Annotated in this window: 10 protein-coding genes; 8 read left to right on the top strand and 2 right to left on the bottom strand. The window is 69.9% G+C overall.

Annotation, left to right across the window (positions count from 1 at the left end; translation table 11 throughout):
- The first annotated feature begins 3 nt into the window (after positions 1–3).
- Positions 4–3,189: an Ig-like domain-containing protein gene (locus ACX80H_RS10850; RefSeq protein ID WP_459313239.1), complete on the top strand. Its 3,186-nt coding sequence runs from the start codon at positions 4–6 to the stop codon at positions 3,187–3,189.
- Positions 3,190–3,395: 206 nt separating this feature from the next.
- Here the strand turns inward: ACX80H_RS10850 and ACX80H_RS10845 are convergent, their stop codons facing one another.
- Entirely contained in the window at positions 3,396–5,471 is a 2,076-nt protein-coding gene (locus ACX80H_RS10845) for a CBM96 family carbohydrate-binding protein (protein ID WP_459313237.1), read from the bottom strand.
- Positions 5,472–5,808: 337 nt separating this feature from the next.
- On the opposite strand from ACX80H_RS10845, the gene ACX80H_RS10840 reads away from it, so the two are divergent.
- Together ACX80H_RS10840 and ACX80H_RS10835 are read left to right on the top strand one after the other, a co-directional pair.
- The gene (locus ACX80H_RS10840) at positions 5,809–6,003 is read left to right on the top strand and encodes a helix-turn-helix domain-containing protein (protein ID WP_459313235.1); all 195 of its coding nucleotides are present in this window, start codon (positions 5,809–5,811) and stop codon (positions 6,001–6,003) included.
- A gap of 490 nt (positions 6,004–6,493) precedes the next feature.
- Positions 6,494–7,417, top strand: coding sequence for a phospholipase D-like domain-containing protein (locus ACX80H_RS10835; RefSeq protein ID WP_459313233.1), 924 nt, complete (start codon positions 6,494–6,496; stop codon positions 7,415–7,417).
- On the opposite strand, the gene ACX80H_RS10830 is transcribed toward ACX80H_RS10835, so the two are convergent.
- Positions 7,365–8,069 carry a TetR/AcrR family transcriptional regulator gene (locus ACX80H_RS10830; protein WP_459313231.1) on the bottom strand — a complete coding sequence of 235 codons (705 nt, stop codon included), beginning with the start codon at positions 8,067–8,069 and terminating at the stop codon, positions 7,365–7,367. The two genes, ACX80H_RS10835 and ACX80H_RS10830, sit on opposite strands and share 53 nt — an antisense overlap.
- A gap of 212 nt (positions 8,070–8,281) precedes the next feature.
- Between ACX80H_RS10830 and ACX80H_RS10825 the strand changes: the two genes are divergently transcribed.
- The 5 genes from ACX80H_RS10825 to atzF all read left to right on the top strand — a co-directional run bounded on the left by ACX80H_RS10825 (position 8,282) and on the right by atzF (position 16,979).
- Positions 8,282–9,778 carry an amino acid permease gene (locus ACX80H_RS10825; protein WP_459313229.1) on the top strand — a complete coding sequence of 499 codons (1,497 nt, stop codon included), beginning with the start codon at positions 8,282–8,284 and terminating at the stop codon, positions 9,776–9,778.
- Positions 9,779–9,845: 67 nt separating this feature from the next.
- Entirely contained in the window at positions 9,846–10,721 is an 876-nt protein-coding gene (locus tag ACX80H_RS10820) for an urea amidolyase associated protein UAAP1 (RefSeq protein WP_459313227.1), read from the top strand.
- A complete protein-coding gene (locus ACX80H_RS10815) occupies positions 10,718–11,383 on the top strand; it encodes an urea amidolyase associated protein UAAP2 (protein WP_459313225.1) in 666 nt (221 codons plus the stop codon). Before ACX80H_RS10820 ends, ACX80H_RS10815 begins: the two co-directional genes overlap by 4 nt.
- The gene (uca, locus tag ACX80H_RS10810) at positions 11,380–15,117 is read left to right on the top strand and encodes an urea carboxylase (protein WP_459313223.1); all 3,738 of its coding nucleotides are present in this window, start codon (positions 11,380–11,382) and stop codon (positions 15,115–15,117) included. The genes ACX80H_RS10815 and uca overlap by 4 nt, the downstream gene beginning before the upstream one ends.
- Positions 15,114–16,979, top strand: a complete 1,866-nt coding sequence (atzF, locus tag ACX80H_RS10805) for an allophanate hydrolase (protein WP_459313221.1) — start codon at positions 15,114–15,116, stop codon at positions 16,977–16,979. Before uca ends, atzF begins: the two co-directional genes overlap by 4 nt.
- Positions 16,980–17,005: the final 26 nt, after the last annotated feature.

Raw genomic sequence — 17,005 nt, 5'->3', positions numbered from 1 at the left:
TCAATGACGAATCGATCCCGGCGCGCCACCCAGGCCGCAGCCACGGGGGTGGCCGCCGTCCTGGCAGCCGCCTCCCTGATCGGGGGGGCGGCGCAGGCCGCGCCCCCGGCCCCGCCCGCACCTCCGGCCGTCCCCGAAGGCGCCCTCACCCTCACCCCCGACCCCTCGTACCAGGGCGAGGAGTTCGAGGGCTGGGGCACGAGCCTCGTCTGGTTCGCGAACGCGACCGGCGACTACCCCGACGAGATCCGGAACCGCCTCGCGGAACTGGTGTTCGGGCCCGAGGGCCTGAACCTCAACATCGCCCGGTACAACATCGGTGGCGGCAACGCGCCCGACGTGAAGGACTACCTGCGCCCGGGCGGCGCCGTCGAGGGCTGGTGGAAGGCACCCGAGGGCACCACGCGCGAGGACATCGACTGGTTCGACCCCGAGGACCCCGCGGACTGGAACCTCGAGGCGGACGCCACGCAGCGCTGGTGGATCGACCGCATCAAGCAGGACATCACCCACTGGGAGGCGTTCAGCAACTCGCCGCCCTGGTTCCAGACGGTCAGCGGCTACGTCTCCGGCGGCTTCGACGGGAACAGGGACCAGCTGAAGACCGAGAGCATCGACGACTTCAACGCGTACCTGGTCCACGTGGTCGAGGAGCTCGAGGACGCCCACGGCATCACGGTCGACACGCTCGATCCTTTCAACGAACCGAACACCAACTACTGGAGCACGCGCCTGGACGCCACCGGCCAGCCCGTCGGCGGACGCCAGGAGGGCGCGCACATGGGCCCGCAGCTCCAGCAGCAGGTCCTGAGGAACCTCGCCCCGAAGCTCGATGCCGCCAGCACCGACGCGACGATCTCCGCCATGGACGAGACCAACCCCGGCATCTTCGCCACCAACTGGAACAGCTACCCCGTGGAGGTCCGCGACCTCGTGGACCAGCTCAACGTGCACACCTACGGCACCGGCCAGCGCACCACGGTGCGGGACATCGCCAAGGGCGAGGACAAGCCCCTGTGGATGAGCGAGGTCGAGGGCTCCTGGGGCAACGGCCAGAGCTTCACCAGCATGGAGCCCGGCCTCGGCATGGCCAAGCGCATCACCGACGACCTCCGCGAGCTCGAGCCCAGCGCCTGGGTGTTCTGGCAGCCCGTCGAGGACTACGACAACATGAAGCCCGGCGGCGAGAGCGCGGCCGGCGCCAACTGGGGCAGCATCCAGATGCCGTTCGACTGCACTGATGCGGACACGCTCGAGAGCTGCCCCATCTACACGAACACCAAGTTCGACACCGTCCGGAACTACACGCACTACATCCAGCCCGGCGACCGCCTGGTGCAGGTGAACGACGACGACACCACCGCCGCGATCACCGACACCGGTGCTGCCGTCGTGCACATCAACGAGTCCACCGACGCCAGGCCCGTGGTCCTCGACTTCTCGAAGTTCGGTTTCGTCGCACCGGGTGCCACCGTGACCCCCGTGGTCAGTGACGCCGACGGTGCGCTCGTCGAGGGTGCACCGGTCGCCATCGAGGACGGCTCGGCCGTCCTCACCACGCCCGCGCAGTCCGTCACGACCTTCGTCGTCGAGGGCGTCTCCGGCGTCGCCGCGGACGCGGCCTCCCTCCAGGACGGGCATGTGTACCGGCTCCAGGGCGTGCAGAGCGGCAAGTCGATCGAGCCGACCGGCGGCACCGCCGTCATCAGCGCGAGCGACCCCGCCGACGCCGCACAGCTGTTCCGCTTCACCAGCCTGGGCGAGGACAACACCAACCGCGAGCGCTACTCGATCACCACGCTCGACGGCGCCTCGCAGCTCGCGGACGAGGGCGGCGCCGCCGTCCTCGCACCCGCCGGCGCGAACCCGCGCGCCGAGTGGATCGCCTCGACCACCGGTGACGGCACCTACACGTTCGTGAACGCCGCGACCGGCCTGCTGCTCGAGGTGGGCGGCGGGAAGACCACCGAGGGAGCTCCCGTGACCCTCTATGTCGCCAACTCCGGCGCCAACCAGCGCTGGACGCTGATCGACGAGACCGTGCTCGGCGTGCAGGACGCCTCCGCTTTCACCGTCCCCGGCGCCGCGCCCGTACTGCCGACGACCGTGACGCCGGTGTACCGCGACGGCGCACGCGGAACGATCCCCGTCGAGTGGAAGATCCCGAACGAGAACCGCTGGAAGAAGCACGGCACCGTCAAGGTCAAGGGCACCGCGACCGACGTCACCGGCACGCAGTTCCCCGTCGAACTCGCGGTCACCGTGGACACCCTCGTCTCGACGCAGCCCGCCCGCGCCAAGGCCGTGGTCAACGGACTGCCCGAGCTTCCCGCCACCGTGACCGCCGTCGGCAGCCAGGGCGGCACGGCCGAGCGTCCGGTCACCTGGAGCACCCCGGTCCGCTACCCCGCTCCCGGCGTCTACGAACTGACGGGCACGGCCGACGACGGCAACGGCGGCATGCTCCCTGCGACCGTCCGCATCCAGGTCACCGAGGGCACGCTGGACAACGTGGCCGACGACGGCGGCACCACCGCGAGCGCCACCTACACCGAGCCGGGCTACGGCACAGCCGGCCTGTTAAACGGTGACACCCGCGACAAGGCATGGTCCAACTGGCGCTCGGGCACCAAGAACGCCGCCGACACCCTGACGGTGACGCTGCCCGAGGCGCAGACCCTCGGTGGCGTCGTCGTGCACTTCTTTCGCGACGGATCGTCGGACAGCTACGCGCAGACCCTGCAACTGCAGGTCCCGGGCGCCGACGGCGCGTGGACCAACGCCGGCGGTCCGGTCAGCGTCCCGGGTGGCTCTCCCGCCCCGGCGGTGACCCTGCCGCTCGACGGCATCACGGCGTCCAGCGTCCGCGTGGTGATGACGGCCCGCTCGCAGACGCACATGGTAGTCAGCGAGATCGAGGTCCTCGGTGCCGTTCCCGCGGAATCGTCGGATGCGGCGCTCGCGTCGATCAGCGTCGACGGCACGCCCGTGGCCGGCTTCGATCCCGCCGTGACCTCCTACTCGGTGCCGTCGCGGGGCAAGCCCCCGGCCGTGTCCGCCGTTCCGGCCGACCCGTATGCGACGGTGTCCGTGACACAGCCCTCGGGCGCCGACCGGACCGCCGTTTTCACGGTGACGAGCGAGGACGGTACAGCGACGAGCACGTACCGCGTGGACCTTCCGCAGTAGTTACTTCTGGTCGATCGATCGACGGGGCGTCCGCAGCAGCGGGCGCCCCGTCGTCGTCTGCGCCGTCACTGCCGGCTGCTATCCAGCAGATCCAGGACGTGCGGAGGAAAACGAGTGCCGGACGCGCCGCCTGCAGGCACATAAGGCAGTGCCGGGACGTCATCCTGACGGATGGAGGCCCGGCATCTGCGTCAAGTGGCGACTACTTACCTGAACGTGAGCACCAGCTTGGGTGCGGCCGTGGTGCTGGCCTCCCTGGAATTGAGGTCAAGCCCGTCGCTGCTGGTGGAGTCAAGGCCAAGGGAGAGTTGCTGGCCGAGCTCACCGCCCAGGCCGGTGACCGTGAGCGGAACGCTGTAGCTGGTGTTGGCCGTTGTCGGGCCGAGCGTACCGATGCTGGTGCCGAGCGCGGGCCGGAGGCTGTAGGTGATTCCAGCCTCCGTCCAGCTGTCGTCGGCAACCAGCTTGACGTTCTGCGTGCCCGTTGACCCGCTCCCGGCGCTGGCCAGCTGCAACGTCGCACTTTCGATCGTCTTGCCCGGATACCCCGACAGGTCGAACTTCAGGTACGTGACCTCCACCGGGCTGTTGTCCACACCCAGCAGGGTGCTTGTGCCGTAGTTCGTCGTCGTCGCCCCACTCGATGCGTAGGTGTCGGCGGTGGCCGTAAGCGTGACGGTTTCTGACGTGGTGCCGCCCGCCGGAGCCGTGGTGAAGGTCCAGGTCCTGTCCGAGGCCAACGCGTTACCGGCAGTATCCTTCACCCCACTGGAGCCGCCCTTCATCGTTGCCGTGTACGTCGTGCCCGCAACGAGATCCGCACCCGGGTTCAGCGTCGCAACCCTGCTTGTGCCGTCGTAGGTCACAGATGCCGACACCGGCGTCGTCATTCCCGCCGCCGTCACCGTGAACGTGGCAGACGTGATGCTTGATGCGGTCATCGCTTCCGAGAACGTTCCGGTCACATTGGACGCTACCCCCACGGACGTGGCACCGGGTGTCGGAGATGTGGCCGTCACCGTCGGAGCCGTCGTGTCACCAGTACTCCCTCCGCTGCTGGGCTCGTAGTGGTGCCAGTACCGACTCGTGGCGTTCACATCGGCGAGGATCAGCAAACCGCTGTTGGCCGTGCGCCCCGCCACACTGTTCAGGTTCTGCTTCGTCGAGGTGACGTTGTGGACGTACTGGTCGGCGTCGACGATGCGCGGCGTCTTCGAGGTGGTGAAGCTGATGTTGCTCAGCGGTGTGGATTTCTCGTAGATCGCGCCCCCCGAGGTGGAGCAGACGCCGGCGTTCGTGGTGCCGCTGGGCTTGGGATACGTTGCGAAGGTCCGCAACCTCTGCGCAGCCTCGTCGATCAGCACGATCACCCGGTTCGGGCACTCGCCCTGGGTGGCGATTGTGTGCTTCGACCACGTCGAACCACTCAAGGCCAACAATTGGATCAGCGGCTGGGACGCGGAGGTGAACGACGTCTTGACCGCGGCGAAGACCCGTCCGCCGGAGGAATCCAGCCACTTCAGGTTCATGTGGTCATCCCCGCTCTTCAGGCCCGACACCGCCGCCTGAGTGGTCCAGGAGGTGTTCGACGCTCCATCGACGTGGACGCTCCAGTAGAAGCCGTCGGTGGCGTCGCCGACCTGCCGGCTCCACATCACACCCATCTTGTTGCCCCCGAACGCGATCAGCGCCGACGTGTCGTCCAAAGAGACGTTGCCCGACCCCCCAGTGCTCGCCGCTGCGGGGTGCAGGAACGGCGTCCCCCATGTCTTGCCGTCCGTGCCGGTGGCGTTCATGTAGATCTTGTTGCCCTGCTGCCACGTGGCCCACACCCGGCCGGTCGAGTCCTTGTCGATGGTCAGGACCTCGACTTTTTGGTCGTTGATCTTGGTCGAATCCAGCAGCGTGTACCTGTCCGTGCTCGCGTTGTAGCTGTAGCGGCGCATCGTCGTCGGGCCGCCCGCCGCAGCCGGCACGCCGTCATTGACGAACACGTAACTCGCAACGTTCAGCGTCGACCCGTCCCACAGGACGTCATGATGGGTGTTCGACCGCGTCTCCGTCACCACACCCGTATCGACCCACGCGTTCGTCCCGGCGTTGAACCGAAAGATGTGGAAGTCCGCGCTGGCGGTGTCCCACAGGGTCCCCCACCAGATACCGTCGTTGAACCACAACGCATTCGTCGCCCGCTTCGTACCCGTCGGCGTGCCCGTTCCGGAGTGCGACGGACCCTGAACGCCGACATCCCCGACGTCAGCCGACGCTGCGACCGGCGCCACCAGGGCACCCAGCACAAGCACCACCGCTGTGAGCAGTGCGCCGAGCCACGAAGCCCTGCGGCCTCTGTCACGCCTGTCCATGGAAAAAGATGGATAATCCAGCATCGTTGCCCCCCGGGTTGATTGATCTTCGTCCTCCCCAGGCTTTTCCAGTGTCGAGCGTCGAAGCACCAGAAACAACCCCCAGATTGGGACAACCCATCGGCGACCGCCGCCCCACTACTTGCTGCTCGGGCGATGAGAAACACGTAGTGACTACTCGTGCGCCGTCCCTCAGGGCCGGTCACTGTTAGCAGAGACGCAGGAGTGGCGAACGGGTCTCAAGGAGCAGGTAGCAATGGCGCAGAACAACCCCATGACGGAGAACCTACTGACGGTTGCGGAGATAGCCGCCCAGATGCGGGTATCAAAGATGACGGTGTACCGCCTGGTGCAGTCCGGTGCAATGCACGGTATCCGGTTCGGCCGCTCCTACCGGGTGCCGGAAACAGCCGTGCAGCAGTACCTCGACTCCGTGAATTCAGCTCACTGATCCGCCGCTCGTCACCGAACCGGGGCACCGACACGCAGGGACACCTCACCGGTTCCTGACCTCCGCTATGCCCATGCCACCATATCGACGGCCGCCGCGATCGCCACATCCATCCGGGACAACACCGCCATCCAGCAAACCTGACCTCGACGGCGCACGACGCCGATCGATCGCTGCCCTGAACCGGCATCTTCGTAGGCTACTTTGAAGAAGGGATAATGGCGGCCTTGCCTCGGGCCCCGAAAGGAGCATCGAGTGGACGGTGGAGCGGAGCACTGGTTCCTGAGCTGTGATGAGCGGGGGAATCGGGCGACCGAGGTGCACGCAGGCGGTGCCGCGTCGCCGTCCTGGTCCGAGGGCAACCTCGTGCGACCCCTCGTCCATGGAGCTACCTACTTCGCCCGACTGCATCAAGAGCTGACGGCCCTGCGCGAGGGAGACCGCGTGTGGTTCACCGACTGGCGCGGTGACGGCGACTGTGGTGGAAGATGTGCTCGCATTGTTCGCCGAACGGTGGAACGACCCGCATCCCCTGGACCACCGCACCCCTTACCGCATGCTGCTGCATCGCCTCGCCCGCATGCCACGGCACCCCAAACCGCTTCCGGCCACTGCTCCGCCACCACCACCGGCGGGCCCCCACGCCGTGCAGTTGCTGCGCACCTACGGTGTGAAGCATCCCCCGTTCCCCTTCGCACCTGATGGGGACCGGAGCATTGCCCGTGGCTACGCGAAAGCCTTCTCCCGTGCCCGCTCGCTGATCTACATCGAGGACCAGTACCTGTGGTCGACAGAGGTCGCGGCCGGCATCGCTTCGGCCCTGGAACGGAACCCCGCTTTGAAGGTGATCGCGGTCGTGCCCCGGTACCCGGACTCCGACGGCTTCCTCGGAGGGCCGCCCAGGCGGATCGGGCAAGTGCGCGCCATGGGAATACTGCACCGGGCCGCGCCCGGCAGGGTCGGCGTGTTCGATCTGGAGAACAGCGCCGGAACACCGATCTACGTCCACGCCAAGATCTGCATCATCGACGACGTCTGGTTCGCCTGCGGCTCGGACAACTTCAACCGTCGGTCGTGGACCTCGGACAGCGAACTCACCTGCGCCGTACTCGACACCACGAACGGCACGTCGGAAACGACCAGCACAGACACCGTACAGGACTCCTACCGTCCGCTGGCCCGCGAGTTCCGGCTCCAGCTCTGGGCCGAACACCTGGGTCTGGACCAGGACGACCCCCGCCTCCAGGATCCGGCGGCCGGGCTCGACCTGTGGAACAGCACCGCTGACGCCATGGACGGATGGCATGATGCCGGCCGCCGCGGTGTCCACGGATGGGGCCTATCGGCGCTGAACTCCCCGGCTAGCGCGCGCCGGCCCCCGGGTCCGGCAGCTCGCGCCCCAGCCGCCCGATGAGCGCGGAGCTCTCCGCCCGGATGGTCCCGAGCGAGCTCCCGGCGCCGCACAGCACCATGGCCGCGTCGGCCACCTGGAGTGGCGAGTCGGGCGTGGCCTGGCCGTCGGCTCTGAGGCTCACGAGGGATTCGACCAGGCGGAAGGCGAGTTCGCCGTGATGCCGGGCATCGCCGGGCCAGAGCGGTGCGGGGACAGCGGCCGAGCCCAGCCGACGGTACAGGCCGCGCAACTCCCCGCGGTCTGCGAGGAATGAGCGGAAGCGCTCGTCCCGGGCTTCCGGCAGGTGGTAGAGGACCCCGATGTTCCAGCGTCCGCTGCACAACTGCGTCCCGTCGAACAACGCCACGGCATGGAGCCGGGCGGCGGGAGAGACAGTGCCGTCCCCGATGGCGGACGCTGCACGGGCGAAGGCCAGCCCCTCTGCCACCGTTCCGGTCAGGAGCTCCTCGAGGATGTCGTCCTTGGTGGCGAAGTGGTGGTAGAGCGAGGACTGCCGTATCCCGACCGCGTCCGCGATGGCGCGGGTGGAGGTCGTGGCGTAGCCCTGCGTGGTGAAGAGCTCCGCCGCCGCGTCGAGGATCTCCTCACGGGCCGTGGCTCCGGGGCGGGTGGACTGGCGCGTGCGGGGACGTCCCGGTCCGGTGAGGGTCACGGCCTCATTCTTGCACCCGGAGGAACCCCTCCCGGTGCTGCGCCGCCTGCTGGAAACGGCGAAACATGGCGGAAACAACCTGCTCATGAGCCTTTTACGTCCGTGAAACCCGAGCGGGACCTCGGATTGGAAAACTATCAAGTGACCGGTATTGCGCAGCACCCCCATCTCTTCCACCGGCACCCATCCCGTTCGAACCACGGAGACTTCCGATGACGATTCCCACCTCGACCCACCCGGACGACGCCGACCTCACCTCCCTCGGCTACGAGCCCTCGCTGCACCGCAAGCTGGGCCGCTACGCGTCCTTCGCGGCGGGTTTCTCCTTCGTCTCCATCCTCACCACGATCTTCCAGCTCTTCGCCTTCGGGTATTCGTTCGCCGGCCCTGCGTTCTTCTGGACCTGGCCGATCGTGCTCGTGGGCCAGCTGCTCGTGGCCCTGAACTTCGCCGAACTGGCCGCCCGCTATCCGCTGTCGGGTGCGGTGTACCAGTGGGCACGGCGCGTGGGCGGAGAGACGGTGGGCTGGTTCGCCGGCTGGTTCATGGCAGTGGCACAGGTGGTCACGGCCGCCGCCGCAGCCATCGCCCTGCAGGTCGTGCTGCCGCAGCTATGGAGCGGTTTCCAGCTCGTGGGCGGCGACCCCGCCCTCAACACCGTCACGGGCGCCGCGAACGCCGTCGTCCTGGGCGCCATCCTCCTGGTCGCCACCACCGTCATCAACGCGATGGGTGTCCGGCTCATGGCCCACATCAACTCGGTGGGCGTGACCTGCGAGATCGTCGGCGTCATCGCCGTCGTCCTCGCACTGATCACCGCGGCGCAGCGCGGGCCCGACGTCGTTCTGGACACCACTGTGCTGCAGGGCTCGGACCTCGGAGCCGTGGGCGCGTTCCTCGTCTCCGGCCTCATGGCCGCCTACGTCATGGTGGGCTTCAACTCCGCCGGCGAGCTCTCCGAGGAGACCAAGGACCCGCGCCGCACCGCACCCCGCACCATCATCTCCGCCCTGGCGATCTCCGGGGTCGGCGGAGCCCTCATGATCATCACCGCACTCATGGCGGCTCCGAGCCTCGACGACGGCCGCCTTGCCACCGAAGGCCTCCCGTATGTCCTGACCGCGGTCCTCGGCACCTTCTGGGGCAAGGTCCTGCTGGTCGACGTCGCCATCGCGATCTTCGTCTGCACCCTCGCCATCCAGACCGCCGGCTCACGCCTGGTCTTCTCGATGGCACGGGACGGCAAGCTCCCCGCCTCGACGCTGCTCTCCACCGTCCACTCCCGCCGCGGCACCCCGATGTGGCCCTCCATCGCCATCGGCGCCCTCGCCGTCGGCGTCCTGGCCATCAACGTGGGCAACGCGGCCCTCTTCACCACCCTGACCAGCGTCTGCATCGTCATGGTGTACATCGCGTACCTCCTGGTCACCGTCCCGCAGCTGGCCAGCCGGCTGCGCGGCGACTGGGACCGCGTAGGCCAGACCATGCCGTCGGGCCTCTTCTCCCTGGGCCGCTGGGGCCTGCCCGTGAACGTGCTCGCCGTCCTCTACGGCGCCGTCATGGTGGTCAACCTGTCCTGGCCCCGCCCCGAGGTCTACGACCCCGCCGGCGAGAACGGCATCCTCCTCTACTCCGCCCCGCTGATGGTCACCGTCGTGCTGCTCGGAGGTCTCTGGATCCGCCGGAGTATCGCAGCCAAGGCCTCCTAGTACTCCGCTCGCACCCAGCAGCTGCCCGCCGGCTCCGCACCGACCACAAGGATCGACAAGGATCGACATGACACAGACCACCGACACACCGGCAGGCACGGCCACCACCGCCGGAGCCCGCGCCCACGCCCGCGACCAGCACCGCCGCACGGCGGACACGATGCGCCACATCCCGGTGGCCACCGCGCCGTCCCGGCTCACGGACGCACTGCCCGACGGCGCCGCCGGCCGCCTGGTCTGGTCGGAGTCGCTGGCCTTCGGTCGCTACACAACGCTGCACCTCGCCCGCGGCACGCGCCTCCGCCTCACGGACACGGGCGATGCCTGCGTGCACACCCTCCTGTACCGGGCCGGCGACCTCCACGAACGCTTCAATGCGGCCGACACCGTCAAGGTGCCCTGGCAGGCCTACCCCGGGGCCGGACACCCGCTCCTGTCCGACGCCGGCCGGGTCCTGGCCACGATCGTCGAGGACACCTCGGGCAGCCACGACGCCCTGACGGGCGCCACCACCCTGGCCGGGAACACCGCCCGCTACGGGGCCGGGACGGCGCACAGCGCCTCCCCTGCCGCACGGGAGCTGCTGACCCTCGGGGCGCTGAAGAGCGGCCTCGGACAGCGGGACGTCGCCCCGTCGCTGACCTTCTTCAAGGGCATCCACGTGGACCCCGACGGCGGCATCCGCTTCACCGGCAGCGCGGGCCCGGGAGCACACGTCGATCTGCTGCTGCAGGTGGACACCGTCGTCGTGCTGGCGAACACGGCACACCCGCTCGACCCGCGCACCGACTTCACCGGCAGCGCCGTCGGGATCACCGCCTGGCGGGCGCCCGGGGACCTCGCCGCACTGGTCGAGGGACGCCTGATCGGGCCGCTGGCGCCCGAACACCTCCAGGCCCTGAACAACACCGAGCACGACCTCGCCGCAAGGAGCACCCGATGACCACCACCCTCTCGCAGCCGGCGACCCAGGCCGCCCTCGTCCCGGGAGCCGTCGTCCTCGACGAGTACGTCGAGGCACGCGGACCGTGGTCCGCCGTCGTCGCCGCGGGCGACGTCCTCACCATCGTGGACCTCGACGGCAACCAGGCGGTCGACTGCCTCCTCTACGCCGCCGGCGACACCACCGTCCGGTACTCGGCACCGGTCACCATCGCGCAGCAGCGCTCCATCGTCCTCACCACCGGCTCAGCGCTCCGCGCCGACACGGGCCTCGCCCTCATGACGGTGGTCGCGGACGAGGTGGGCGTGCACGACACCATCGGCGGCGCATGCTCGCAGGAGTCCAACACCCTCCGGTACGGCCAGCACACGCGCGAACAGCACGCCTGCGTGGAGAACTTCCTCATCGAGGGCTCCCGCTGGGGGCTGGGCAAGCGGGACCTCGTCTCCAACATCAACTGGTTTATGAACGTCCCCGTCGATCCCGACGGCGCCCTCGGGATCGTCGACGGCCTCTCCGCTCCCGGCAAGCGCGTCGCCCTCCAGGCCGAGGTGGACACCCTCGTGCTCGTCTCGAACTGCCCGCAGGTCAACAACCCCTGCAACGGCTTCAACCCCACGCCCGTCCGCATGATCGTCACACGCCCGGAGACTGCCGCATGAACCGCTTCGACACCCTGCTGGTGGCCAACCGCGGCGAGATCGCCTGCCGCATCATCGAATCGGCCCGCAAGCTCGGCCTGCGCACGGTTGCCGTGTTCTCCGAGGCGGACCGCGGCGCCCGCCACGTCCGGCTCGCCGACGAGGCCGTGCTCCTCGGCCCGGCACCCGCCAAGGAGTCCTACCTCCGCGTCGAGGCCCTGCTGGCCGCCGCTGCGTCCACCGGCGCCGGCGCCATCCACCCCGGCTACGGCTTCCTGTCCGAGGACGCCGACTTCGCGGAGGCCGTCGAGGCGGCCGGACTCGTGTTCGTGGGTCCCACGCCCGACCAGCTCCGCACCTTCGGCACCAAGCACACCGCCCGCGACGCCGCGTCCGCCGCCGGCGTCCCCATGATCGCGGGTTCCGGCCTGCTCGACGGCGTCGACGACGCCCTGGCAGCCGGTGCCACCATCGGCTTCCCCCTCATGCTCAAGGCGACGGGCGGCGGAGGCGGCATCGGGATGACCGTCTGCCGCACCGAGGAGGAACTCGCGGAGAGCTTCCCCCGCGTGGCCCGCCTCGCCGGCGCCAGCTTCGGCACCGCCGGCGTCTTCGCAGAGCGGTACGTGGAGAACGCCCGCCACGTGGAGGTCCAGGTCTTCGGCGACGGCGAAGGCCGGGTGGTCAGCCTGGGCGACCGCGACTGCTCGCTGCAGCGCCGACACCAGAAAGTCCTCGAGGAAGCACCTGCGCCGGACCTGCCGGACGCCCTCCGCGAGGAACTGCACCGCAGCTCGCGGGCGCTGTGCGCATCGCTCGGCTACCGCTCCGCCGGGACCGTGGAGTTCGTCTACGACTCCGTCCGCCAGGAGGCCTCGTTCCTCGAGGTGAACGCACGCCTGCAGGTCGAGCACCCGGTCACGGAGTCCGTGACCGGCGTCGACCTGGTCGAGTGGATGCTCCGCCTCGCCCAGGGCGGACCCGACGCCGAGGCCGTCCTCGCCGGTGTCCCCGACAGCGTCCCCGTCTCCGGCCACGCCGTCGAGGCGCGGGTCTACGCCGAAGACCCCGCCCGCGGTTTCCAGCCCAGCGCCGGCACGATCACCAACGCCGCCTACCCCGAGGCGGACTCCATCCGGGTGGACACCTGGGCCGAGACCGGCAGCGAGGTCTCCACCAACTACGACCCCCTCCTGGCGAAGATCATCGCCTCCGGCACCAGCCGCGGCGAGGCCTTCGACCGGCTGGCCGGCGCACTGACCGGCACGCGGATCGACGGCATCGAGACCAACCTCGGCATGCTGCGCGCAGTCAGCACCCTCGACGTCGTCCGCGCGGCCGGACACTCGACCAGCACCCTCGATACGGTCGGTGACCCCGAACCGCGCATCACGGTGGAGCGGCCCGGGCTGCAGACGAGCGTGCAGGACTGGCCCGGCCGCACCGGCCTGTGGCAGGTGGGCGTCCCGCCGAGCGGCCCGATGGACGACCTCTCCTTCCGGCTGGGCAACCAGGCCCTCGGGAACCCGGAGGGCGCTCCGGGCCTCGAATTCACCATGACCGGGCCCAGCCTGACCTTCTCGCACGCCACGACCCTGTGCGTGACCGGCGCTGAGGTCCGGGTGACGGTGGACGGCGTCGAGGTCGCGGCCTGGGAGCCCGTCACGGTCCCCGCCGGGGGAACGCTCGACGTCGGGACCGCGGACGGTGCCGGCCTGCGCGGCTACATCCTCTTCGCGGGCGGCCTCGACATCCCGCTGTACCTCGGCAGCGCATCCACGTTCACCCTGGGCCAGTTCGGCGGGCACGCCGGGCGCGTCCTCCGCACCGGGGACGTGCTGAGGACCGTGCCCACGGATTCCCCCGCGGGATCGTCCCCGGTGGCACTCGACGCCCGGCCGGCCCTGACGTCCCGGTGGGAACTCACCGTCGTCGAGGGCCCGCACGGGGCGCCCGAGTTCTTCCAGCGGGAAGACATCGACGACCTCCTCGCCACCGACTACGAGGTGCACTTCAACTCCGCACGCACCGGCGTCCGGCTCATCGGGCCCAAGCCCCGCTGGGCACGGAACGACGGCGGCGAGGCGGGCCTGCACCCCTCCAACATCCACGACACCGCCTACTCCGTGGGTGCGCTCGACTTCACCGGGGACACGCCCATCCTCCTCGGACCGGACGGACCCAGCCTCGGCGGGTTCGTCTGCCCCGTGACCGTCGTCACGGCCGACCGCTGGAAGCTCGGGCAGCTCCGCCCGGGCGACACCGTGCGCTTCGTCCCGGTCCGAACGGTCCAGGCACCCTCGCTGCAGGACCTCGGTCCCGGGCGGCAGCTGATCCTGCCCGACGCCCCCGAACTCCCGTCCGGCACGGACACCTCGGCCCTGCACAAGCATCTGGTCCGCGGCGGATACGGCGACGACGGCGTGCTGGCACGTGTCGCGGAGGAACCGGGCAGACCCGCCGTGACGTACCGGCGGTCCGGGGACGACAACCTCCTCGTGGAGTACGGCGACATGGTCCTCGACCTCGGCCTCCGCGCGCGGGTGCATGCCCTGCACCAGGCCATCGGGCAGATGCGGCTTGCCGGCGTCGTCGACCTGACGCCGGGCATCCGCAGCCTGCAGATCAAGGTGGACCCCTCCGTCCTGTCCAGCCGCCGACTGCTGGAGGTGGTGCAGGACATCGAGAGCGCCCTGCCGGCCAGTTCGGAACTCGTGGTACCCAGCCGCTCGGTGCGCCTGCCCCTGTCCTGGGACGACCCCGCGACCCGCGAGGCGATCGAGCGGTACATGGCCGGAGTGCGCGACGACGCCCCCTGGTGCCCGTGGAACATCGAATTCATCCGGCGCATCAACGGGCTGGACTCGGTGAACGACGTCTTCGACACCGTCTTCGACGCCGAATACCTGGTCCTCGGCCTGGGCGACGTGTACCTCGGCGCGCCCGTCGCGACGCCCCTCGATCCCCGGCACCGCCTCGTCACCACCAAGTACAACCCGGCCCGGACGTGGACGCCGGAGAACGCCGTGGGTATCGGCGGCGCGTACATGTGCATCTACGGCATGGAAGGACCCGGCGGCTACCAGTTCGTGGGCCGCACCACCCAGGTCTGGTCGCGCTACGCCGACTCCGCACCGTTCGAGCCGGGATCTCCGTGGCTGCTCCGGTTCTTCGACCGCATCTCCTGGTACCCCGTCAGCCCGGAGGAGCTGCTGGACCTGCGCGCCGACATGGCCGCAGGCCGTGGTCGCGGCGTCGAGATCGAGGAGGGGACTTTCTCCCTCGCCGAGCACGAACGCTTCCTCGAGGAGAACAGCGCATCGATCGCGGAGTTCCGCGTGCAGCAGTCCGCTGCCTTCGCCGTCGAACGCCAGGCGTGGGCCGACGCCGGTGAGTTCGACCGCGCCGATGCCGCCGCCGCCGTCGTTCCGGACACGGAGGATCTGGTGGTGCCCGACGGCGCCTCCCTGGTCTCCGCGCCCTTCGCGGCCAGCGTCTGGAAAGTGGACGTGGCACAGGGCGAGACCGTCCTGAAGGGACAGCCCCTCGTCTCGCTCGAGGCCATGAAGATGGAGACCGTCATCACCGCCCCCTGCGACGGACTGGTGCTGCAGGTCCTGCCGGTCGCCGGGTCCCAGGTCGTGGCCGGCGAGACACTGGTGGTCCTGGGCGCATCGCCGGAGCTCGAGCCCGGAACATCGCCCCGGCCGGGGCAGGAACCCGCAGCAAGCGAAACGGAAGAGGTAGCGGCATGAGCACCCAGGCAACGGACCGCGTACGCGCCGCACTCACGGCCCTCGCCGCCGTGGACCGGCCCGAGATCTGGGTGACCGTCCGGACGGCGGAGAACCTCCTCGCCGAAGCCGCCGACGTCGACGCCCGGGTCAGCGGCGGCGAGGACCTTCCCCTGGCGGGACTCGTCCTCGCCGTGAAGAACAACGTGGACGTGGCGGGAATCCCGACGACCGCCGGATGCCCGGGCTTCTCCTACCTCCCGGGGGAGGACGCGGAATCAGTGCGCCGGCTGCGGGCCGCGGGTGCCGTGGTCCTGGGTGCGACGAACCTCGATCAGTTCGCCACCGGCCTCGTGGGAACCCGCAGTCCCCATGGAGCGGTGCGCGATGCCCGCCGCCCGGAGTACATCTCCGGCGGATCGAGTTCCGGCTCGGCTGTCGCCGTCGCGCTGGGCCTCGCGGACATCGCGATCGGCACCGACACCGCCGGGTCCGGACGGGTCCCCGCCGGGCTGCAGGGAATCGTGGGCATCAAGCCTACGCTGCACGTGGTCTCCACCGGCGGTGTGGTGCCCGCCTGCCGCTCCTGGGATGCCGTGACGATCCTCGCGCGGGACCTGTCCACAGCCGAGCGCGCGATGGGCGTCATGGCCGGCGGGGCGCGTCCGTGGCCTTCCGAGGTGCGCCTCGCGGCTCCGAGCCGGCCCCGCGTCGCCTACCCCGCCGACCTGCCCGAGCTGTCCCCGGCCTGGGCCGCGGAATTCGGCCGTCAGGTCAGCCGGCTCGAGGCTGCCGGCGTCGACGTCCAGCCCCTTCCGATCGATGGATTCCTGCAGGCCGCCCGGCTGCTCTACGACGGCGCCCTCGTGGCGGAGCGTCATGCCGCCGTGGGAGCCTTCGTCGACGGCGCCACCGCGGACGGCAATCCCGCAGGCCTCGATCCCACCGTGGCCGGCATCATCCACCGCGCCGGGAGGCTGGCGGCCCACGAGTACGTGGCGGACACAGCCCGGTTGGCCGACCTCAAGCGGGACGCGCTCGCGCAGCTCGAGGGCTTCGACGCCCTCCTGGTGCCCACGGCTCCCCTGCATCCCCTCCTCGCCGAGGTGGCAGCGGACCCGATCGGGGTCAACTCCCGTATGGGGACGTACACCAACTTCTGCAACCTCTTCGACATGTGCGCGGTCGCCGTGCCCGTGGGCGAGGTCGAGGGCGCCCAGTTCGGTGTGACGGTCGTCGGGCGCACCTTCGACGACGCCGTCGTGGCGGACATCGCCCGCCGGATCGAACGGACACCGATTCCTCCTGCACTGTTCGCCCCCGGGGCAGTCGGCCCGACGGACACCGCGGGCCCCTGGCCGCTGGCTGCCGGAGCAGCCGGCGTCCCGCTCGTCGTCGTCGGTGCGCACCGCCGCGGTCAGGTGCTGGCGCGGGAACTCGAGGAGCTCGGCGGTTTCTGGGACGGCCCGGTCCGCACGGCCGCCCGCTACCGCATGGTGGCGCTGGATACGCAGCCGCCGAAACCGGGTGTGTACCGTTCGGACGACGGCGCGGAACTCGTGGGTGAGCGGTGGATCCTCTCCGAGGCGGCACTCGGGCACTTCCTGGCGGCCCTGCCCGAGCCCATGCTGCTCGGATCGGTGCGCCTGAACGACGGCACGAGTGCCGTCGGGTTCGCCTGCGACGCCGTCGCCGCCGCCGCAGGCAGGGACATCACGCACATCGGCGACTGGCTCGCGGCGACAGCCCCGCCCGGGCCGGAGAATTCAGGGCCGGGAGCTACAGGGCCGGAAGCCACGGGACAGCGGTCCCATGGCGCCGTCCGGGACTTCCTCGTGACCGCGCTCGGGCGCGGCAGCTACGCCGACAGCGGGCGCCAGTAGCTGTGGCATCTCCGGCGGGCACGAGC

Source organism: Arthrobacter pasteuri (assembly GCF_054510955.1).
Note: the sequence above shows the minus strand (reverse complement) of the source record. Positions and strands in the feature narration are given on the sequence as shown.